Source organism: Roseomonas sp. SRI_022, from assembly GCF_057586215.1.
In genome coordinates, this window is the sequence record NZ_JBYCZL010000008.1 from 155,066 (window position 1) to 174,808 (window position 19,743).

Sequence of the window (19,743 nt, forward strand, 5' to 3'; positions counted from 1 at the left end):
CCGTGAGCCCGGGCGAACGGAGGCGGCTCCAGGCCCGCCGGCTGGTCACTGGCGCGCCGTCTCGCGCGTGATGCCGTTCGCCCAGGCGATGCCGATCACGGCCCCCTTCATGAAGGGCAGCATCCCCACCGTCAGCACCACGATCAGCGGCAGCCACAGCGCGAACATGACCCACAGCTCCGGCGACCAAGTCTTGTCCATCCAGAACATGAACGGGAAGATCAGGTGGCCGACCAGGAGCAGCGTCAGATAGGGCGGTGCGTCGTCGGACGGGTAGATGCGATTGTCCTCGCCGCATGCCTCGCACCGCTCGCGAACCTTCAGGAAGCCAGCGAAGAGGCGGCCTTCGCCGCAATGCGGGCAGCGCAGGCTGAGCCCCCGACGGATGCCCAGCATAATCCTCGAGCCTTCGCTCATTGGTCCTCTCCATCCCGATCCGGCGATCGGATTGCCATACAATCTGTTGATTTAGGCATACAATATGATAGGCTGGGAGAATAATATGGATTGTATGGTGAATACGCAAGATGGAAACGCAGCATCCGCGCCCGGGCGCGTCCTGGCCCCCGCGCATCACCGGGGCTGACGGCCCGATCTATCTGGCGATCGCCGACGCGATCGGCGCGGCGATCCGCGCCGGACAACTCCGCCCCGGGGATCGGCTACCGACGCATCGCGCCCTGGCCGGGGAACTCGGCGTCGACCTGACCACCGTCACCCGCGCCTATGCCGAAGCGCGCCGGCGCGGCCTGCTGCACGCCACGGTGGGCCGCGGCACCTTCGTCGGGCGCGAGGACCCGGCGCCGGCCGTGCCGTCGCCGGACATCGTGGCAGGGCCGGTGGACCTGGGCATGAACCTGCCGCCGCAGCCGCTGGACCCGCCGCTGCGCGACCTGGTGCGGCAGGGCCTCGCGGCCGTGCTGGCGCGGCCCGATGCGGCGGAGCTGCTGACCTACCGCACCGGTGCGGGCTCGGCCGAGGAACGCGAGGCCGGTACCACCTGGCTGCGCGCCACCCTGGGTTCCGTCGCGCCCGACCGGCTGCTGGCCTGCCCCGGTGCGCAGCCGGCCTTGCTGGCGACGCTCGCTGCCGTGGCAGGGGCGGGGGATCTCGTCCTGACCGATGCGCTGACCTATCCGGGCCTGCGCGGTGCCGCCGGGCAACTCGGCATCCGGCTGCTCGGCTTGCCTGGCGATGCGGATGGCCTGCTGCCCGACGCCATCGCCGAAGCCTGCCGGACGCGCGGCGCCAAGGCGGTGTACTGCGTGCCGACCATGCACAACCCGACGACGGTGACGATGCCGCCGGAACGCCGCCACGCCATCGCAGCGGAGGCACAGCGTCACGGACTGCACATCATCGAGGACGACGCCTACGGCTTGCTGCCGTCCTCGCCGTTGCCGGCACTGGCGACACTCGCGCCCGAGATCACCTTCCACATCGCCACGCTGTCCAAGGTGCTGAACCCGGCGCTGCGCGCGGCCTATGTGGTGGCGCCGGATGCCCAGCGCGCAGGCCGGCTTGCCGCGGCATTGCGCGCCAATGTGCTGATGGCCTCGCCGCTGCTGACCGCGCTGCTGACGGGATGGGTGCGGGACGGCACCGCGGGCGCCATCCTTGCCGGGATTCGACGGGAATGCGTGGCGCGGCAGGCGATGGCGCACGGCATCCTGCCGGCTGGCTCCTTCGACGCGCATCCCGAGGGCCTGCATCTGTGGCTCCGGTTGCCGCCTCATTGGGACCGGCTGGACTTCGTCTCGCATCTCCGGCGACGCGAGGGGCTCGCGGTGGTGCCGAGCGATGCCTTCCTGGCGGGCGACGCTGTCGAGGCGCCCGCGGCAGTGCGCGTGTCGCTTGGCGCGGCACGGGACCAGGCGGTGCTGCGAGAGGCGCTGCTGCGCCTCGCCGATGCGCTCGGCGAGGACCGCCGGACGGCCTTCGCCGACGTGGTCTGACCCGCCCTACAGCACCCCCATCATGGGCCACAGCGTTGCCGAGAGCAGCACGATCGGCGCCAGTCGCCGGGCGCTCAGCCGCAGCGCACCGACATGCCGCCATCGACGATGAGCTCGGTGCCGGTGATGAAGCGCGCTTCCTCGGATGCCAGAAACAGCACCGCATTCGCGGTGTCGCGCCCATCCCCGGCGAAGCCCATGGGGATGCGCGCCAGGCGTTGCTTGATTAGTGCGTCCACATCGCCGCCGGCGCGCTGGCCGGCCAGCCGCACCTCGACCATCGGCGTATGCATCTGCCCCGGCACCACCGTGTTCACGCGGATGCCCTTCGCCGCGTACTGCACGGCGACGACGCGGCCGAACTGGATCACCCCCGCCTTGCAGGCGGCATAGGCGACCTGCGCGGACCCGGTCCAGCGGATGCCCGAGGTCGAGGCGAGGTTGACGATCGCCCCGCGCCCCTGCGCTTCCATGATGGGCAGCACATGCTTGCAGGTCAGGAAGACGCTCTTCAGGTTGAAGTCCACCTGGGTGTCCCAGACCTCCTCGCTCATCTCCACCGGGCCGCCGGCGGCCGAGCCGCCCACATTGTTCACCAGAATATCGATGCGGCCGAAGCGGGCGTGGCAATCCGCGACCATCCCGCGCACCGCGTCGTTGCTTGTCACGTCGCATTCGACAGGGGTGAAGCGCCCGCCGAATTCGGCGATGCGCGCGGCGGTCTCCTCCATGGCGGCGAGGTCGCGATCGCAGCCGAAGACCGTCGCTCCCTCCTGCGCGAACAGCACCGCGGCGGCGCGGCCATTGCCCCAGCCGCTGCCGACCGACCCCGCGCCGCTGACGATGACGACCTTGTCCTCGAAACGCCTGGACATGCGGGCTTCCTCCCTGGTGGCTGCGGATGGATCGATTGAGCGATCCGCTGTAGGGATGACTTCCGCACTGCGCAACGTGCTTCCGAAACCATGGCCCGCGCGATAGCCTGGGCCCGTGACGCGCCCAGCCCCCCGCCCCAAGGCGACCCCGACCGCCGCCGCGCCAGTGGAACCACCGGCCGATGGCGGCGTGCGGGCGGTGGACCGCGCGCTCGCGCTGCTCTGCGCCTTCCAGGACGATGACGGGCCGCTCGGCCTGACCGAGATCTCGCGCCGCGTCGGGCTCAACATGACGACCGCGCTGCGCCTGCTGCAGACGCTGGAAGGCCAGGGCTTCATCCAGCGCCTGCCCGGCGGCGGATACCTGCTCGGCCCCGCGCTGCTGCTGCTGGGCGAACGCTTCCGCCGGTCGCTGCGGCTCGAGAACCACGTCATGCCGGCGTTGGAGCGACTGCGCGCGGAAAGCGACGAGAGCGCGGTGTTCTTCGTGCGCGACGGCAATCGCCGCCGCTGCGTCTATCGGCTCGATTCACCGCAGCTGGTGCGTGCCTATGCGCCGATCGGGGAGGTCTTCCCGCTCGGCCATGGGGCGCATGGGCGGGCGCTGATCGCTCTGGAGGGTGGGACGAGCCAGCCCTTGCCGGTGGTGACGCGGGCCGAGCGCCATCCCGACCTCGCCGCCATTGCCGCGCCGGTGCTGGACGCCGCGGGCCAGGTGGCGGGGTCGATCGGCATCTCCGTGCCGCTCTACCGCTTCACGCCGCAGATGGAGGCGCTGTGCCGCCGCCTGACGATGCGCGAGGCGCTGCAGGTCACGCGGGAGTTGGGTGGCCCGGCCGAGCGCCTGCTGGCCGCGCAGGCCGCCAGCTGACGGCATCACCAGGTGACGGTTTCCAAAGGCCTCGGGCCTTTGGTGGGGAGTGGTTCGGAGAGGGGCAAAGCCCCTCTCCGTGCTGTCCCGGTCAATCGGCGGTGATGTTGTTCCGCCGGATCACCTCGCCCCACTTCCGGCCTTCGCTGGCGATGAACGCACCGAACGCCTCCGGGCTGTTGCCGCCCGGAATGGCGCCCTGCTGGTTCAGCCGCTGACGTACCTCCGGGTCCTGCAGGGCGGCGATGGCCGCGCGGCGCAGCGCATCGAGCGGCCCGGCCTGGGTGCGGGCCGGTGCCACCAGGCCGTGCCAGTTGCTGGCGTCGACGCTCGGCAGCCCGAGTTCCGCGAAGGTCGGCACATCGGGCAGCCAGGACATGCGCTCGGGCGTGCCGACGGCGAGCGCGCGCATCGTCCCCGCCTGGATGTTCGGCAGCAGCACCGGCAGGTCGGCGAAGCCGAGCTGGACTTCGTTCCGCAGGATCGACGTCGCGAGCTGCCCGCCGCTGTTGTAGGCGATCTGCACGATGTCGAGGCCCGCCGCGGCGCGCAGCTGTTCGGCCGCGAGGTGCGGCATGGACCCGTTGCCGGTCGAACCGAAATTCAGCGCCCCGGGGCGTGCGCGGGCGTCGGCGATCAGGTCCTGCAGGCTGCGGAAGGGGGAAGCGCCCGGCACCACCAGCGGTTCCGGCACCAGCACGCCGAGCGTGATCGGCGCCAGGTCCGTGACCGGGTTGTACGGCGTGCCGCGGCCGAGATTGGGCGAGATCGCCAAGCCGCCCGCGCTGCCGATGCCGAAGGTGTAGCCATCCCCGGCGGCCTTCGCGATCACGTCCACCCCGGTCACGCCGCCGGCGCCGACGCGATTGTCGATCACCACGGGCTGGCCGAGCGTCTGGGCCATGTGCGGGGCCATGATGCGGGCGACGATGTCGCTCGGCCCGCCGGCGGCGAAGGGCACGACGTAGCGGATCGGGCGGGTCGGGAAGCGATCCTGCGCGGCGGCCGGGAAGGCGGACAGCGCGCCGAGCAAGGCGGCGAGGGTGGCGATGCGTTTCATGGTTGTTTCCTCGGATGCCTGGCGACGTTGCGCGGTCAGGCGGCGGCGAAGTCGGGGTCTTCCAACTCGGGCGCGATGCTGCCGGGAAGGCCGAGCTCGAAGGTGTTCAGCGTCAACGCGACCAGGCAGTAGTAGCCGAGGATGCCGACCAGCTCGACCATGCCGCGCTGGCCGAGCGCCGCGACGCCGCGCTCATAGACCGGCTGCGCCACGCGCCCGGTCGCGAGCAGCGTCGTGGACACGTCATAGACGGCCTGCTCGCGGTCATCGCGCAGCGCTGGCGTGCGGCGCGCGGCGATGGCGGCGATCACCTCGGGGTCCATGCCGGCCTTCAGCCCGTCCCGCTTATGCGCCGCCCATTCGTGGTGGGAGGTCCAGTGCCGCGCGCAGACCAGGATGGCGAGCTCGGACAGGCGCGGTTCCAGCGACGTCTGGTAGCGCAGCAGCTCTCCCAGCTTCTGGCCGCGGCTGGCGAGCTCCGGGCTCTGCAGCCAGGCCACCATCGGCGCGGGCACGCGACCGCGAATACCGGCCACCGCCTCGGCGCAGGCGGCCTTCTGGGCATCGGTCATCTCGGCCTCGGGCGGCAGGTCCAGACGGGGCATGGGTGTCACTCCTCGGTCGATCGGCAGGCGCGGTCGCGAGGAGGGCACGGCCCGTGCTGTTCCGGTTTCCTCCCCCGGTTTCTATAGGCGCGTCTTCCGACTGATGGAAGGTTGTTCCATTATGTGAAGAGGCAGCACTGGAGGGGCTTTGCCCCTCCAGACCACCCCACCAAAGGGCAGTGCCCTTTGGAATGCCGTCAGTCGCCCTTGGTGGGACGCGGCGCTGGATTTTCGGGGAAGTTCCTGATATGTTCCTAATGCCAAGGGGCGCCGTGCGCCTGCGCGGCGGGGCCGGCTAAAGTGCTAAAATCGTAAAATCCTAAAGTGCTCGCAACCGCAGGTTGCTGTTGCCGAACGTCGGTTTCCAAAGGCCCTTGCCTTTGGCGGAGAGAGGCAAGGCCTCCCTCCGCGCGTCGGCCTACCCCTGCGTCGCCGGTTCCCCTAGCGACAGCATCAGCCGGTTCGCCCAGTTGAAGAACGACGCGCCCTGGATGATGTCGGCAACGGCAAGGTCATCCATTCCCGTCGCGCGCAGCCGCGCCACATGCTCGGGCCCGAAGGTCATCGGAATGGCGGTCAGTGCGACGGCGGCAGCGACGATCGCATTCCAGCGCTCGCCAAGATCCGTGCCGACGCCTTCGGCCAGCAGCCGGTCCACATCCGCTTCCCGCTTCGCATAGGTGGCGGCGAAGCGCGCGTGGACGGATGCGCAGTAGATGCAGCCGTTGAACCGCGACACCGCCGCGGCGGCGAGTTCCCGGTCGGCGCGCGGGGCGCCGGCATCGGTGTTGTAGAAGATGTCCTTGTCGGTGCGCGTGCGGTGTTCCAACGCATCCGGGTCGCGCGCAAGCAGTCGGAAATAGGCCGACTTCGCGCGGGCTGCATCGACCAGCGCCTCGATATGGCGCGGCGTCAGTGCCTGCTCGGCGAGCGGTTCGACCCAGGGCAGCCAGTCGAGCATGGCACGGGTGAAGGCGACGGGGGCGGTCGGCATGGCAGGGCCTCCGGGGTCAGGGCGTCGCGGCGAGCACGGCGAAGCCGGCCACCACGCGGATCTGGAAGGCGAGGAAGGAGACGAGCTGCGACAGGGTGACGATGCCGTCCTCCGTCCAGCCGGCTGCCGTCAGCGGCGGGAAGCGGTCCGGCGCCGCATCACGCGGATGGAACACCAGGTAGTGCGCATGGGCAAAGGCCGCCGCCAGCTTGGGTCCGAGGGCCGCCGCGACCGGTGCGGACAGCGCGAAGACGGGGCCGGGCGTGTCCTCGATGCTGAGCGGGCCGGGCGGGTAATGTCCGGTCGGTCCGCTGCTCAGCGTCTCCGCCACCGCCTGTGCGACCGTCGCGGCGAGTGCCGCACCACCATGCTGCGTGAGGCCGGCGGCGTAATGCTCGACCGTCGCCGCCGCGCGATGCAGCCCGGCGACATAGGCGGCGACCGCGAAGCGTTCGGCGATGCTGAACGTGCCTGGATCGGCTGGCAGCAGCAGCGTGCGGTAGCTCGCCTGCGCATGCGCGCGCGCGGCCGGGCGGCGCGCGCGGGCGGCATCCAGCGCGGAGCCAGGCACGATGCCCGCCAGCGCGTCGATCACATCCGTATCTGGTGATGTCATGGGGAACCTTGTTCTGTAGCTGTCGTCAGGCGACGCGGCGTGTCTCGGTTGGCGCCTCGCGCCGCCAGCCAAAGGCCGGGGCCACGCCCTCGGCCACCAGTTCGATCGACCGCAGTACGAAGGGATGTGGCGGATCGACCGAATGCACCTGCACCGCAAGCTCGGTCGCGCGGTCCATCACCCGGTCGGTGCGGAGCGATGCGACCACCTCCTCCACCGTGCCGAGATGCACGTCCTGGCGGTGGATCATGTCCTCGACCGTCGGGTGGACGTCCGGCGCGCGGCCGGAGGCGACCAGGCGCGCATAGTGGCGGCGCAGGCCGATATCGGCGAAGCGGATGGCATCCTCGCGCCGGTCGGCGGCGAAGACGGAACGGGATGCCAGGATGCGCGGCGCCACGCCCCGCGGCAGCGCCGCGAGATAGGCATCCACCATCGGGTCCTGGATGTCGGACAGGCTGGCATCGGGCGCGCCCGCGGGCCGCGGCTGGGTACGCGACAGCAGCAACCCCGCCCCCATCCGCCCGGCGCTGCGCGCGCCATCGACCGAGAAGGTCGCGTACCACAGCCGTGACAGCAGCGAGGGCTGCGCCGGATAGATCCGGTCCCCGCCGGTCAGCGCATCCCCTGCCAGCGCGGTGGTCAGCACCTTGAGGTGCCCTTCGAAGATCGCGCGACGCTGCGCGTCCTCGAGGCCGAAGGCCGCGAAGGCCGACGGGTTGCCGCCGGACCCGACGCCGAGTTCCAGCCGTCCACCCGAGATCAGGTCGAATACTGCAGCATCCTCGGCGACGCGGATCGGCAGTTCCATCGGCAGGGTAACGATGCCGGTGCCGAGCCGGATGCGCGAGGTCATCGCCGCGACCTGCGCGAGGAACACGAAGGGGGAGGGCAGGCCGCCCTCGCCCTCATGGAAATGGTGCTGGGCGACCCAGGCGCTGTCGAAGCCCTGCGCCTCGGCATGGCGGATCTGCGCCGTCGCCAGGCGATACCGCTCGGCCGCGCTGCCCTCATCCAGCAGTCGCGAGAAGAAGCCGAGCCGCAGCCCGCCTGCCTTGGTCATTCCTACGCCCTTCCTGTCGCAGCGCTCGCCGCGGTCACCCTGCCTGGCCCGGCACGCCGCCGCGCTTCCAGGTCAGCACCAGCACGTCGCGACAGGATGGCAACGCCGGGTCGGCCGGCGCCACCGGGGTCACGCCATGGCGCACCCGCGGATCGTCCAGCACCGCGGTGTCGAGCGGATCGCGCAGCACGAACTGTGCAAGGCGGTTGCCGCCGTCATCCTCGATCACCGTCTCCCCGCCATCGAGGTTGGTGCGCGCGATCATGGTGATCAGCACGCAATCCACGCCGTCATGGTGCACGCCTTCGGGCGTCGGGAAGCCGGGCGCACCGGCGACAGCCTCGATGCGGAACTGGTGGACCTCGACGAACCAGGGTTGCGGGCCGTGCAGCGCCTCGGCCATCGAACGGCCGAGGTCGAGCAGCGCGACCAGCGGCGCGGAGGCGGCGACATCATCCTCCATCGCCGCGAACCAACGATCGACGCCGCCATTCAGCGTGTTGTGCACCACCGCCTGGAAATGCGGCCGGTGCTCGCCGCGGACATGCCCCGCCACACCCGGCTCGGCGGAGAAATTGGCGATGCGGCGGCGGCGGTAGCGCCCGCCATCGCGCATGAAGGCATCCGTCTCCAGCCGGTCCCAGGACGCGAAGAAGGCGGCCAGCGCCTCCGCGCCTCCGGCCTCGCCCATCAGCGACGCCATCGTAGCACCCGGCACGCGCGCGAAGCCCCGCGCGGCGAGCTCGGCCAGCGGCCCCGCCGGCGCGGTCACGACGCGCTTCCTTCGCCGATCGGCGGCACATCCCTGGTCATGTCTGCCAGCACCTCCGCCACATGACGCACCTTCACCGGACTTCCCTCCCGCTTCAGCCGCCCTGCCATGTTCAGCAGGCAGCCCAGATCGCCCGCCAGCAGCGTGCCGGCGCCTGTCGCCGCGATGTCGCGGCACTTGTCCGACACCATGCGCGTCGAGATGTCGGGATACTTCACGCAGAAGGTGCCGCCGAAGCCGCAGCAGATCTCGGGTTCCGCCATCTCGGCCAGGCGCAGCCCGGCGACGGTGGACAGCAGCGCGCGCGGCTGCGCCTTCACGCCCAGCTCGCGCAGGCCCGAACAGCTGTCGTGATAGGTCACGCTGTCCTCGTACCGCGCCGCAACGGCGGATACGCCCATCACGTCGCGGAGGAAGGACACCAGCTCATGCGTGCGGGTGGCCAGCGCCTCGGCCTTGGCGCGGTATTGTGGGTCGTCCTCGAACAGCGAGGGGTAGTGGTGGGAGACCATCCCTGCGCAGGACCCCGAGGGGGCAACGACGTAGTCATAGCCGCCAAAGGCATCGATCACCTGTCGCGCCAGGTCGCGCGCCGTCATGCGGTCGCCGGCATTGTAGGCCGGCTGGCCGCAGCAGGTTTGCACCGGCGGCACCTCGACCAGGCAGCCGGAAGCCTCCAGCAGGCGGATCGCCGCGAAGCCAACCGTCGGTCGATAGAGATCGACGAGGCAGGTGACGAAGAGCGCAACGCGCGGCTTGGTCTCGGGCATGGACAAGAGGATAGGATTCTCCCGCCCCTACGCACAGTCCCCGTTGCCTGTCCGCGACGCAGGCCCGCCATTCGGCGCGGCGCCCGCTGGGGGTAGGGGGGGTCAGTTCAGCCGCTGGCGCAACTCGATGGTCAGGGCGCGGATGCGCGCCGCCGCCTCGCCATCCGGCACCAGCGCCAGGAACTGATCGAAGCAGGCCAGCGCGGCGCCGATGCGGTCCAGCCGCTGGTTCATCAGCCCTGCCTCTCGCCACAGCGGCGCGGCATCGGGGGCGAGGCGCAGCATGTCCTCGGTGCAGGTCAGCGCCGGTTCGAGCGCCCCGGCGCGCAGCCGCCGCAGCTTGATGTTGTTCTGCAGGCGCAGCAGCACGTCCCGCTTCGCCATCGGCCGCAGCAGGCCTGGGCGCAGCTCGGCCCCCTCTCCCTCCACCCGCTTCAGCAGGGCGCGCAGGGCCGGGGCTTCCAGTGCTTCGCCGCCGGCGAAGACATCGATCAGCAGCTGCCCGCGCGGCCCTTCGAGAGCGACCAGGAAATGGCCCGGGAAATCGACGCCATGGGCGCCCCAGCCTGCCGCCTCCGCTGCATGCAGCCACAGGATGCCAAGCGCCACCGGCAGGCCGCGGCCGCGATCCAGCACCCGGATCAGATTGGCATTGGCGAGGTCGTCATAGGTCTCGCTGTCCCCGGCGAGGCCGAATTCGCCATGCAGCACGCCGGCGAGGGCGGCGCGGCGGCGCTCGAGGTCCCCGGCATCGGCCTCGGGGTCCGCGGTCGCCGCGCGCACCGCGGCGCGGGCAATCGCAGTCAGCCGTTCCGCTGCCTGCCGCCAATCGGCTTCCGGCGCGTCCAGCCGGGCGAGTTGCAGCGCGACGGCGGCGATGTCGAGTTCGGTATCGGGCAGGCGACCGGCGGCGGCGAGTGCGGCGCGGGCCTCATCCTGGGTGAGCGGCGGCATGGCCCCACTGTCGCGGCGAGTGGCGGCGCCATCAAGGCAGACCTCGCTACCGCTTTCTTCTCGCAACGAAACATCCATGCGTTACCATGCAATGGCGATCTCCGGGGCGGGGCCGGCGGCGCGGACAGGACACCGAACGTCGCAAGGAAAGCCATGACCAGGTACTCGCATCCGACACTGCTCGCCACCGCCCTGATCGCGCCGCTGGCGCTGGCCGCATGCGGGAGCGCCGTGAGCGATTCCTCCGCACTCGGCGGCGATGCCAGGCCGGCGCCCTATTCGGGCAGCATCGCCCTGACCACCGATCCGGCCAATGCACGCTGCGTGCTGACCAACATGGCGACCAGCGCCAGGGTCGCCGAGGTGGCCACGCCCGCCACCGTGCCGCTGCCGCGCGGTACCGCCCCGATCGAGGCCAACTGCACCGCGCCGGGCAGCATGGACACCACGATGGTGATCCGCCCGGTGCGGGATTTCGCGTCGAACATCCATCATCCGCAGCCAGTTGGCACCGGCATGGCGCAGAATGCCGTCGCCGTGCAGACGGGCAGCACGCGCCGCTATAACGACACCTTCATCCCGCTCCCGCCGCAGCCCTTCGCCTCGGCGGCGGCGCGGGATGCCTGGTTCGCCGACCGGGCCGAGCAGATCCGCCAGGCCGCCGCGCCCGGCATCGCCCGGGCCCAGCGCAACGCCAATGCGACCATCGACACGGCTGATACGCTGCGCGGCTATCTGGCCGAGGATCTGGCGCGGCTCGAACGGCAGAAGGCGGCGGCGACCATCGCCTCCGCCGCCACGGAAGCCGCGCCGGCACGCGCACGGCGACGCTGAAGCAGCCAGGGCGGCGGGGCCGGGAAACCCCCCCCGGTTCCGTCGGCCCGGCGGCTGCTACGCCGCCTTCTTCGCCGCGCGGACCGCTTCCGACAGCGCGCGCACTTCATCGAGCACCTTGCGCACCGTGTCGGGCTTCGCGCGCCCCTGCTCGTCCAGATTGGCCGCCAGCGTGTCGATCAGGGCAGAGGCCACCACCGCCCCGTCCGCGGTCTTCGCCGCTTCCGCCGCCTGTTCCGGCGTGCGGATGCCGAAGCCGATCGCGATCGGCAGGTCGGTGTGCCTGCGGATGCGCGGAATGGCGGCGCGCAGCGCATCGCTGGTCGCGCTGCGCGTGCCGGTGATCCCGGTGATGGCGACGTAGTAGACGAAGCCCGAAGTCGCCGCGAGCACGCGCGGCAGCCTTTCCTCATCCGTCGTCGGCGCCACCAGGCGGATCAGGTCGAGGCCGCTCGCCTTGGCCGAAGGCTCCACCTCATCCGCTTCCTCGGGCGGCACGTCCACGATGATCAGCCCGTCGACGCCGGAAGCGGCCGCCGCCGTGCAGAAGGATTCCACGCCATAGGACAGGATGGGGTTGTAGTAGCCCATCAGGATCACCGGCGTGGCGTCGTCCTCCTTGCGGAAATCACGCACCATGGCGAGCGTGCCGGCGAGCGTGGCACCCGCCTTCAGCCCGCGCTGGCCGGCGCGCTGGATGGTGGGGCCGTCGGCCATGGGGTCCGTGAAGGGAACGCCGATCTCGATCAGATCCGCCCCCGCGCCGGGGAAGCCGCGGAGCAGCGCCATGGAGGTGGCCGGGTCGGGGTCATAGGCTTCGAGGAAGGGGATCAGGGCGCCGCGCCCTTCCTTCTTCAGCGCGGCGAAACGCGCGGCAATGCGGCTCACAGCTTCACCCCCAGGTGATGCGCCACGGTGAAGATGTCCTTGTCGCCGCGGCCGGAGAGATTCAGCACGACGATCGCATCCTTCGGCAGCGTCGGCGCGAGCTTCATGACATGCGCGAGGCCATGGGCCGATTCCAGCGCGGGGATGATGCCCTCGAGCTTCGAGCAGAGCTGGAAGGCCTCCAGCGCATCGTCATCTGTCGCGGTGACGAAGTTCACGCGGCCCTGTTCATGCAACCAGGAATGCTCCGGCCCGATGCCGGGATAGTCGAGGCCGGCGCTGATCGAATGCGCTTCCTGGATCTGCCCGTCACGATCCTGCAGCAGATAGGTGCGGTTGCCGTGCAGCACGCCAGGGCGGCCGCGCGTGATGGACGCCGCGTGTTCCTCGGTATCGACGCCGCGCCCCGCGGCCTCGACGCCGTACATTGCGACCCCCTCGTCATCGAGGAAGGGATGGAACAGGCCCATGGCGGAGGACCCGCCGCCGACGGCGCAGACCAGCGCATCGGGCAGCCGGCCCTCAGCGGCGAGGATCTGCTCGCGCGTCTCGTCGCCGATCACGCATTGGAAGTCGCGCACCATGGTCGGATAGGGGTGCGGGCCGGCGACGGTGCCGATGCAGTAGTAGGTGTCCTGGACGTTCGCGACCCAGTGGCGCAGCGCCTCGTTCATCGCGTCCTTCAGCGTGGCGGCGCCGGAGGTGACGGATTCCACCTCCGCCCCCAGCAGCTTCATGCGGAACACGTTGGGCTGCTGGCGCGCGACGTCGACCGCGCCCATGAAGACGGTGCAGGGCAGGTTGAACAGCGCGCAGGCGGTGGCGGTCGCGACGCCGTGCTGGCCGGCGCCGGTCTCGGCGATGACGCGCGTCTTGCCCATCTTCTTCGCGAGCAGGATCTGACCCAGCACCGCGTTGATCTTGTGCGCGCCGGTGTGGTTCAGCTCCTCGCGCTTGAAATAGACCTTTGCACCGTCGAGGTGCTCCGTCATCCGCTCCGCAAGCCAGAGCGGGGAAGGGCGGCCGACGTAGTGCGTCAGCAGCCGGCGCCATTCGGCCTGGAAGGCGGCATCCGTCTTCGACGCCTCGTAGGCGTGCTCGACCTCAAGGATCAGCGGCATCAGCGTCTCGGCGACGAAGCGTCCGCCGAAGGGGCCGAAGCGGCCACGGGCGTCAGGGCCCTGACGCAGGGAATTGGACAGAGGCTTGCTCAAGACGGTCACTCGGCGTTCCCAGGAAGCGGTGGGTTTAGCGGATGAACCTGCGCTGGGCCATAGATGGAAGACGGAGGGGCTTTGCCCCTCCGGACCACCTCACCAGGGGGCTACGGCCCCCTGGACCGCGAGAAACGGGCGCTGTGCGGGCCGGTCAGCCTCGCTATTCGGCGCGCCTGCTGCACCCAGCGCCGAGTGTCGGCATTCCAAAGGCCATTGGCCTTTGGTGGGGAGAGCCCGAGAGGGGCAAGGCCCCTCTCGGTGCTAGCGCGGCCGCACGCCGATCACGTGCTGCTGCATATGTCCCGTCACCTCGCCCACCGCACGCGTGCGCAGCGCCGCGTCGCCCTGGGTTTCGGTCCCGGCGGTCCGGCATCCCTCCCAGCTGCGCTGGAAGGCCGCGAGCGAGGCCTCATTCGCCCCGATGCGGAACAGCGAGGCCCCCGACACGCCCGAGGTGCGTTCCCGCCACAGCCCATCCGGCCCCTGCTGCCAGACGCAGCGCGTGATGTTGTCGCCCTGCGGGTTGGCCACCACCGCGCCCGGAGCGCCATCGAAGCCGTGCCGGGCGTTCTGGTAGGTGCTGACGGTCACGTCACCCCCGGCTGCGCGCAGATAGGAGCCGAGATCGTCGCAGGCCGGCTTGCCGGTCACGTTGTCACGGTCGCCGACGATGATGCGGATCGGCCGCCGCCCGGTGTCGCGGTTGCCAACGCGATAGGAGCATTCCGGCTGCACCGCCGCGACCGCCAGGAAGCGGGCGCCGTTCGCCGGGCGGGTCTGCAGCAGCCATTGATGCGCGGCGAGCACCGACCCGCCGCCGCCGCCCACCCCGAAGCCGACCAGCCCGGCGCGGCGCGTGTCGATGCGTGGGTTCTCGCCGGCCTTGTCGAGCGCGCCGAAGGCATCGAGCGCGAAGTCGAGCGCGGTGAACCAGGCGCGCTGCCCCGGCGGCTGCGACGGGTCGATGCTGCGCGGCCCGTAGTGGTCGAGCACGATCACCGCCGCCCCCGCGCCCTTCAGCGCATCGACATAGGCCTGTAACTGCGCGTCGCGCTTGCCGCGGTTGTCGTGCGACAGGATGACCACCGGCACGCGCTCGGTCCCAGGCGGCAGGTGCAGGTCAGCGACCATCGGCTGGCCGCCGGCGCCGGTGAAGGTGAAGGGGTCGGGCCGCGGCCCGCCGCCGCCGCAGGCCGCGAGCAACAGGGCGAACAGCACAGGCAAGGCGCGCATCGGGCGTTTCTCCTTCGGGCAGGCCAACGCTGGGGCGAGGGCCCCCGTCGCGTCAACGCCCCTTCGCGGCGGCGATGAAGGCGCGGATCAGGGCAGGGTCCTTCGCGCCGCGTGCCCGCTCGACGCCGGAGGAGACATCGACGCCCGGCGCGCCGGCGGTGCGGACCGCCTCCGCGACATTGGCCGGCGTCAGCCCGCCCGCGAGCAGCCAGGGCTTCGGGATGGCGCGCCCGGCCATCAGTCGCCATTCGAATGGCTGGGCATTGCCGCCAGGCAGCGGCCCGCCCGGTGGCGGCTTGGCGTCGAACAGGAAGCGGTCCACGATCGGGCCGAAGGCGTCGACCGCGTCCAGATCCTCCGCCGCGCCGATGCCCAGCGCCTTCATCACCGGCACTCCGAAGCGGGCGCGGATCGCCGCGGCACGTTCCGGCGTCTCCTCGCCGTGGAGCTGCAGCAGGCCGAGCGGCACCTCGGCCAGCACGGCGGCAAGCTCGGCATCGGTCGGGTCGACGAACAGCCCGACGCGAACCGGGCCATCGGCATGGCGCGCCGACAGCGCGCCCGCCTGCGCCGGCGTGACCGCGCGCGGCGAGGGTGGAAAGAAGACGAAGCCGACCAGGTCGGCGCCCGCCGCGACGGCGGCATCCAGTCCTGCGGCGTCGCCTATGCCGCAAATCTTGACTTCGACTGCCATGGTCTCAGCCGGGCAGCGTGGCGGCGATGGCGGCGGCCGCGGCTGCGGGATCGGCCGCACCGGTGATCGGCCGCCCGACCACGATCCAGTCGGCGCCGGCGGCGACCGCCTCGGCCGGGGTGGCGGTGCGCGCCTGGTCGCCGGCATCGCTGCCGGCCGGGCGCACGCCCGGGACCACGAGCACGGGGCCGGGGCCGAGATCGGCGCGGAGCATCGCCGCCTCATGCGGGCTGCACACCAGGCCATCGGCACCGGCAGCGACCGCCATGCGGGCGAGGCGGCGTACCTGGTCGGCCGGGCTGTCAGCCACGCCGGTCGCGGCGAGTGCGGCTTCATCCATGCTGGTCAACACGGTGACGGCGAGCAGGATCGGCCGGTCGGCGCCGGCCTTCTCGGCCTCGGCCCGCGCGGCGGCGAGCATGGCCGGGCCACCGCCCGCATGCAGCGTGACCATGGCGGGCTTGAGCGGCAGCAGCGAGCGCAGCGCGCCGGCCACCGTGTTCGGGATGTCGTGCAGCTTCACATCCAGGAAGACCGGACGATGCCGCGACATGCCGGTGACCGCCGGCGCGCCCGCCGCGCAGAACAATTCCAGCCCCACCTTCAGCAGCCCGCAATGCGGTGCGAGCGCGCTGGCCAGGGCGCTGGCCCGCGCAAGGTCGCCGGTGTCGAGCGCGGGAATGATCCGTGCCGCGGCGGTGGCCGGCCGCGCGATCACGATGCGGTCCCGGCGAGGCGATCCGCCGCCGCCGCCCGTTCGCGTGCGCGGATAGCGTCCATGTCGCGCTGCAGCCCCTCCGCCCGGCGGATCGCGGCACGGGAGCGGCTGCGTTGCGGCATGCCGGACACCCAGACGATCCCGGCGCCGATCAGGAAGGCGACGGCCGCGGCCGCGAGCACCGCGATGGACAGCGGCGCCTGCCACACCAGGTCGAAGGGCCACAGGCGCAGTTCCACGGGCTGCCGGTTCGACAGCGCGAACAACACCACCAACCCGGCGAAAGGGAGGAACACGATCCAGCGCATGCGGGAACCTTATCAGGCGGCGGAGGAGGCGCGCAAAGGCGCGCGCGGCACCACCTGCTTGTTGATCCGTTCCCGCAATTCCTTGCCCGGCTTGAAATAGGGCACGGATTTCGCCGTCACCGCGACCGATTCCCCGGTGCGCGGGTTGCGCCCGGTCCGCGGGTCGCGCGTCTTGGTCGAGAAAGCGCCGAAGCCGCGCAGTTCCACCCGGTCCCCACGCGCCAGGGCAGCTGTGATCTCGGCGAAGATGGTCGCGACGATCAGTTCCACGTCGGGCAGCCGCAGATGCGGATTGGCGCCGGACAGATGCGCGATCAACTCGGATTTCGTCATCCCTGGCCTTCCCATGGCGCGCCGGATCAGTGGCGCATGCCTTTGCCGTCAGCGCGAAGGCTGCCAAAGGGCGCGAGGGGCGTCAACGCCAAGCCATTCCGAAAAAAGGCTTTTCATCACCGATTCGGTCACCGTGGACAGCAGCCGCTCTGCTGTGCCGCGGGGCTGCACGTCGCGTAGCGGCAGCGATTCCGGCACTGCGCGATCGGCGGAGAGCCAGGCGCGGGCTTCGCGTTCCCCGCCGATCGCATCCACCAGCCCGGCGTCGAGCGCCTGTCGCCCGGTGAAGACGCGGCCATCGGCCAGCGCGCGGGCGCGGTCGGGGGGCATGCGGCGGCCTGCCGCGACCATCGCGACAAATTGTGCGTGCAGATCGCCGATGACGCGGTCGAGCGCGGCGCGGCCTTCCTCCGACAGCGGGCGGAACAGGCTCGGCTGATCCTTGAGCGGGCCGGAGGCGATGACCTGCGGACGCACGCCCCAGCGCTCCAGCAATTCCGACACGTCGAAGGATTGCAGCAGCACGCCGATCGACCCGGTGACGGTGGAATCCCGGGCGAAGACGCGATGCGCCGGCAGCGCCGCCATATAACCGGCCGAGGCCGCGGTCGCGCCCATGACGGCGACGACGGGCTTGCGCTCGGCGATGCGGGCAAGGGCGGCGTGCAGCGCTTCCCCGCCCGCCATGGTGCCGCCGGGGCTGTCGATCGCGACCAGCACCGCGCGGACCGAGGCATCGGTCGCCGCGCGGTCGAGAGCCTGCAGGACGCGCTGATCCTCGGTGATCATGCCGGAGACCGGCAGGCGCAGCACATGCGGGGTACCTGGCAGCGCATCCTGGCCTTGCGAGCCGGCGACGAGGGCGATGGCGCCGAACACCGACAGGAAGGCGAGCGCCCGCCAGAAGGTCAGCCGGCGGCGCAGACGACGGCGATCGGCGAGGAGGTCGGGCTCGAGCGACATGCCACCTCAATGGCGATGCGGTGGAGCGGCGGCAAGCCCCACAACGAGAAACCCCCGGGACCTTGCGGCCCCGGGGGTTCCCGAATGCACCCGCGATGGCGGGGGCAGTCTTATTCCTCGCCGGCCATCTCGCGGCGGCGGCGGATCGCCGCGCCCAGGATGTCGCCGAGCGACGCACCGCTGTCCGAGGAACCGTACTCGCGCACGGCCTCGCGCTCCTCCTCGATCTCCTTGCCCTTGATGGTCAGGGCCAGGCGGCGGGCGGCGCGGTCCACGGCGGTGACGCGCGCATCGACCTTCTCGCCCACGGCGAACTTCTCGGGCTTCTGGTCGTTGCGGTCGCGGGCGAGCTCGGCGCGGCGGATGAAGCCGGTCAGCACCTCCTCGACCTTCACCTCGATGCCGTTGGCCTCGATCTTCGTCACCACGCAGGTGACGATGTCGCCCTTGCGGACGCGGTCGAGCACTTCGGCAGCCGGGTCGGCCTCAAGCTGCTTGATGCCGAGGGAGATACGCTCCTTCTCCACATCGACGTCGAGCACCTTCGCCTTGACGATCTGGCCCTTGTTGTAGGCCTGCATCGCCGTCTCGCCGGCTTCTTCCCAGGACAGGTCGGACATGTGGACCATGCCGTCCACGTCCGGGCCCACGCCGATGAACAGGCCGAACTCGGTGATGTTGCGGATCTCGCCCTCGATGATCGAGCCCGGCGGATGGGCTTCGAGGAACAGCTCCCAGGGGTTGCCCTGGGCCTGCTTGAGGCCGAGCGAGATGCGGCGCTTCGGCTCGTCCACGTCGAGGATCATCACGTCCACCTGCTCGGAGGTCGCGACGATCTTGCCCGGATGGACGTTCTTCTTCGTCCAGGACATCTCGCTGACGTGCACGAGGCCCTCGACGCCCGGCTCCAGCTCCACGAAGGCGCCGTAGTCGGTGATGTTGGTGACGCGGCCGGCGAACTTCGCGTTGACCGGGTACTTCAGCGCCACGCCGTCCCACGGGTCGGACATCAGCTGCTTCATGCCGAGCGAGATACGCTGCGTCTCGGAGTTGAAGCGGATGACCTGCACCTTCACCGGCTGGCCGATGGTCAGGGCTTCCGACGGGTGGTTGATGCGGCGCCAGGCGATGTCGGTGACGTGCAGCAGCCCGTCCACGCCGCCCAGGTCCACGAAGGCGCCGTAGTCGGTGATGTTCTTCACCACGCCGTCGAGGATCATGCCTTCCTTGAGGCCCTGGATCAGCTCGCTGCGCTGCTCCGCACGGGTCTCCTCGAGCACCGCGCGACGCGACACCACGATGTTCCCGCGGGCGCGGTCCATCTTCAGGATCTGGAAGGGCTGGGGCGAACCCATCAGCGGGCCGACATCGCGCACCGGGCGGATATCGACCTGGGAGCCGGGGAGGAAGGCCACCGCACCGCCGAGGTCGACGGTGAAGCCGCCCTTCACGCGGCCGAAGATCACGCCGTTCACGCGCTGGTTGGCGGTGAAGGACTTCTCGAGGTTGGTCCAGGCTTCCTCGCGACGCGCCTTTTCACGCGACAGGACGATGGAGCCGTCCCGGTCCTCGTAGCGCTCGACGAAGAGTTCGATCAGGTCGCCCGGCTTCACTTCGGCCTTCTGGCCAGGAGCGGCGAATTCCTTGAGGGGCACGCGCCCCTCGCTCTTCAGGCCGACATCGACGACCGCGACATCGTCATCCACGCGGATGACCTTGCCGGTGACGACGGAGCCGGCGAAGCCGGTGTCAGCACCAAGGGTCTCGTCGAGAAGGGCGGCGAAATCCTCGCTGCCCGCGCGGTCGGCGGTAATGGTGGCCATGCAGTTATGTGCTTTCCGGTATCGGCCCGCCGTCTGGCGGCGGGGGATGCGGCCTGCGCGCCCGCTTCGGCGGGAACGACTTGATCCGGCGCGCCATGCGCGGCTGCGAACGCGGATCCGATGGATGGGCGCGTGACGGTCCGCCCGGGTTCCGGCCCCGCAAGCAGGGCGATGCCCTTCCAGAACGGAAAGACAGG

Annotated in this window: 22 protein-coding genes; 3 read left to right on the top strand and 19 right to left on the bottom strand. The window is 70.8% G+C overall.

The genetic code is table 11. The features are described from left to right. Nucleotides 1-45: 45 nt before the first annotated feature. Nucleotides 46-417 carry a DUF983 domain-containing protein gene (locus tag AC2YHJ_RS10335; protein WP_487395819.1) on the bottom strand — a complete coding sequence of 124 codons (372 nt, stop codon included), beginning with the start codon at nucleotides 415-417 and terminating at the stop codon, nucleotides 46-48. 110 nt (nucleotides 418-527) lie between these two features. Here AC2YHJ_RS10335 and AC2YHJ_RS10340 point away from each other — a divergent pair, with 110 nt between their 5' ends. Further along, nucleotides 528-1,955: an aminotransferase-like domain-containing protein gene (locus tag AC2YHJ_RS10340; protein ID WP_487395820.1), complete on the top strand. Its 1,428-nt coding sequence runs from the start codon at nucleotides 528-530 to the stop codon at nucleotides 1,953-1,955. 74 nt (nucleotides 1,956-2,029) lie between these two features. Here AC2YHJ_RS10340 and AC2YHJ_RS10345 read toward each other — a convergent pair whose 3' ends face one another. Then, nucleotides 2,030-2,830: an SDR family NAD(P)-dependent oxidoreductase gene (locus AC2YHJ_RS10345; protein WP_487395821.1), complete on the bottom strand. Its 801-nt coding sequence runs from the start codon at nucleotides 2,828-2,830 to the stop codon at nucleotides 2,030-2,032. A 115-nt stretch (nucleotides 2,831-2,945) separates the two neighbouring features. Here AC2YHJ_RS10345 and AC2YHJ_RS10350 point away from each other — a divergent pair, with 115 nt between their 5' ends. Next, nucleotides 2,946-3,701, top strand: a complete 756-nt coding sequence (locus AC2YHJ_RS10350) for an IclR family transcriptional regulator (protein ID WP_487395822.1) — start codon at nucleotides 2,946-2,948, stop codon at nucleotides 3,699-3,701. A gap of 91 nt (nucleotides 3,702-3,792) precedes the next feature. Here the strand turns inward: AC2YHJ_RS10350 and AC2YHJ_RS10355 are convergent, their stop codons facing one another. The 8 genes from AC2YHJ_RS10355 to AC2YHJ_RS10390 all read right to left on the bottom strand — a co-directional run bounded on the left by AC2YHJ_RS10355 (nucleotide 3,793) and on the right by AC2YHJ_RS10390 (nucleotide 10,535). Further along, a complete protein-coding gene (locus AC2YHJ_RS10355; protein ID WP_487395823.1) occupies nucleotides 3,793-4,761 on the bottom strand; it encodes a Bug family tripartite tricarboxylate transporter substrate binding protein in 969 nt (322 codons plus the stop codon). 35 nt (nucleotides 4,762-4,796) lie between these two features. Further along, entirely contained in the window at nucleotides 4,797-5,366 is a 570-nt protein-coding gene (locus AC2YHJ_RS10360) for a carboxymuconolactone decarboxylase family protein (RefSeq protein ID WP_487395824.1), read from the bottom strand. Nucleotides 5,367-5,784: 418 nt separating this feature from the next. Next, nucleotides 5,785-6,360, bottom strand: a complete 576-nt coding sequence (locus tag AC2YHJ_RS10365) for an alkylhydroperoxidase domain protein (protein WP_487395825.1) — start codon at nucleotides 6,358-6,360, stop codon at nucleotides 5,785-5,787. A gap of 16 nt (nucleotides 6,361-6,376) precedes the next feature. Beyond that, on the bottom strand, nucleotides 6,377-6,976 hold the full coding sequence (locus tag AC2YHJ_RS10370) for a CMD domain protein (protein ID WP_487395826.1): 600 nt from the start codon (nucleotides 6,974-6,976) through the stop codon (nucleotides 6,377-6,379). A gap of 25 nt (nucleotides 6,977-7,001) precedes the next feature. Further along, a complete protein-coding gene (locus AC2YHJ_RS10375) occupies nucleotides 7,002-8,039 on the bottom strand; it encodes a putative FMN-dependent luciferase-like monooxygenase (protein WP_487395827.1) in 1,038 nt (345 codons plus the stop codon). 34 nt (nucleotides 8,040-8,073) lie between these two features. Continuing rightward, on the bottom strand, nucleotides 8,074-8,811 hold the full coding sequence (locus AC2YHJ_RS10380; protein ID WP_487395828.1) for a 2OG-Fe dioxygenase family protein: 738 nt from the start codon (nucleotides 8,809-8,811) through the stop codon (nucleotides 8,074-8,076). Beyond that, the gene (locus AC2YHJ_RS10385; protein WP_487395906.1) at nucleotides 8,808-9,581 is read right to left on the bottom strand and encodes a (Fe-S)-binding protein; all 774 of its coding nucleotides are present in this window, start codon (nucleotides 9,579-9,581) and stop codon (nucleotides 8,808-8,810) included. The genes AC2YHJ_RS10380 and AC2YHJ_RS10385 overlap by 4 nt, the downstream gene beginning before the upstream one ends. A 102-nt stretch (nucleotides 9,582-9,683) precedes the next feature. Continuing rightward, complete coding sequence (locus tag AC2YHJ_RS10390) at nucleotides 9,684-10,535, bottom strand: SirB1 family protein (RefSeq protein WP_487395829.1); 852 nt, start codon at nucleotides 10,533-10,535, stop codon at nucleotides 9,684-9,686. Between the two features lie 153 nt (nucleotides 10,536-10,688). Here AC2YHJ_RS10390 and AC2YHJ_RS10395 point away from each other — a divergent pair, with 153 nt between their 5' ends. Then, nucleotides 10,689-11,369: a hypothetical protein gene (locus tag AC2YHJ_RS10395; protein ID WP_487395830.1), complete on the top strand. Its 681-nt coding sequence runs from the start codon at nucleotides 10,689-10,691 to the stop codon at nucleotides 11,367-11,369. A 57-nt stretch (nucleotides 11,370-11,426) separates the two neighbouring features. On the opposite strand, the gene trpA is transcribed toward AC2YHJ_RS10395, so the two are convergent. The 9 genes from trpA to rpsA all read right to left on the bottom strand — a co-directional run bounded on the left by trpA (nucleotide 11,427) and on the right by rpsA (nucleotide 19,546). Next, on the bottom strand, nucleotides 11,427-12,257 hold the full coding sequence (trpA, locus tag AC2YHJ_RS10400; RefSeq protein ID WP_487395832.1) for a tryptophan synthase subunit alpha: 831 nt from the start codon (nucleotides 12,255-12,257) through the stop codon (nucleotides 11,427-11,429). Further along, the gene (gene trpB, locus AC2YHJ_RS10405) at nucleotides 12,254-13,471 is read right to left on the bottom strand and encodes a tryptophan synthase subunit beta (RefSeq protein ID WP_487395907.1); all 1,218 of its coding nucleotides are present in this window, start codon (nucleotides 13,469-13,471) and stop codon (nucleotides 12,254-12,256) included. Before trpB ends, trpA begins: the two co-directional genes overlap by 4 nt. A 264-nt stretch (nucleotides 13,472-13,735) precedes the next feature. After that, nucleotides 13,736-14,707 carry a dienelactone hydrolase family protein gene (locus AC2YHJ_RS10410; protein ID WP_487395834.1) on the bottom strand — a complete coding sequence of 324 codons (972 nt, stop codon included), beginning with the start codon at nucleotides 14,705-14,707 and terminating at the stop codon, nucleotides 13,736-13,738. A 52-nt stretch (nucleotides 14,708-14,759) separates the two neighbouring features. Further along, the gene (locus AC2YHJ_RS10415) at nucleotides 14,760-15,401 is read right to left on the bottom strand and encodes a phosphoribosylanthranilate isomerase (RefSeq protein ID WP_487395835.1); all 642 of its coding nucleotides are present in this window, start codon (nucleotides 15,399-15,401) and stop codon (nucleotides 14,760-14,762) included. 4 nt (nucleotides 15,402-15,405) lie between these two features. Then, nucleotides 15,406-16,119, bottom strand: coding sequence for an orotidine-5'-phosphate decarboxylase (gene pyrF, locus AC2YHJ_RS10420; RefSeq protein ID WP_487395836.1), 714 nt, complete (start codon nucleotides 16,117-16,119; stop codon nucleotides 15,406-15,408). After that, nucleotides 16,116-16,427 (bottom strand): lipopolysaccharide assembly protein LapA domain-containing protein, encoded by a 312-nt coding sequence (locus tag AC2YHJ_RS10425; protein WP_487395838.1) that lies wholly within the window; start codon nucleotides 16,425-16,427, stop codon nucleotides 16,116-16,118. The genes pyrF and AC2YHJ_RS10425 overlap by 4 nt, the downstream gene beginning before the upstream one ends. 12 nt (nucleotides 16,428-16,439) lie before the next feature. Continuing rightward, nucleotides 16,440-16,760, bottom strand: coding sequence for an integration host factor subunit beta (gene ihfB, locus AC2YHJ_RS10430; protein ID WP_487395839.1), 321 nt, complete (start codon nucleotides 16,758-16,760; stop codon nucleotides 16,440-16,442). Between the two features lie 48 nt (nucleotides 16,761-16,808). Further along, complete coding sequence (gene sppA / locus AC2YHJ_RS10435; RefSeq protein ID WP_487395841.1) at nucleotides 16,809-17,723, bottom strand: signal peptide peptidase SppA; 915 nt, start codon at nucleotides 17,721-17,723, stop codon at nucleotides 16,809-16,811. Between the two features lie 110 nt (nucleotides 17,724-17,833). Next, nucleotides 17,834-19,546, bottom strand: coding sequence for a 30S ribosomal protein S1 (gene rpsA / locus AC2YHJ_RS10440; protein WP_487395842.1), 1,713 nt, complete (start codon nucleotides 19,544-19,546; stop codon nucleotides 17,834-17,836). Nucleotides 19,547-19,743 lie beyond the last annotated feature (197 nt).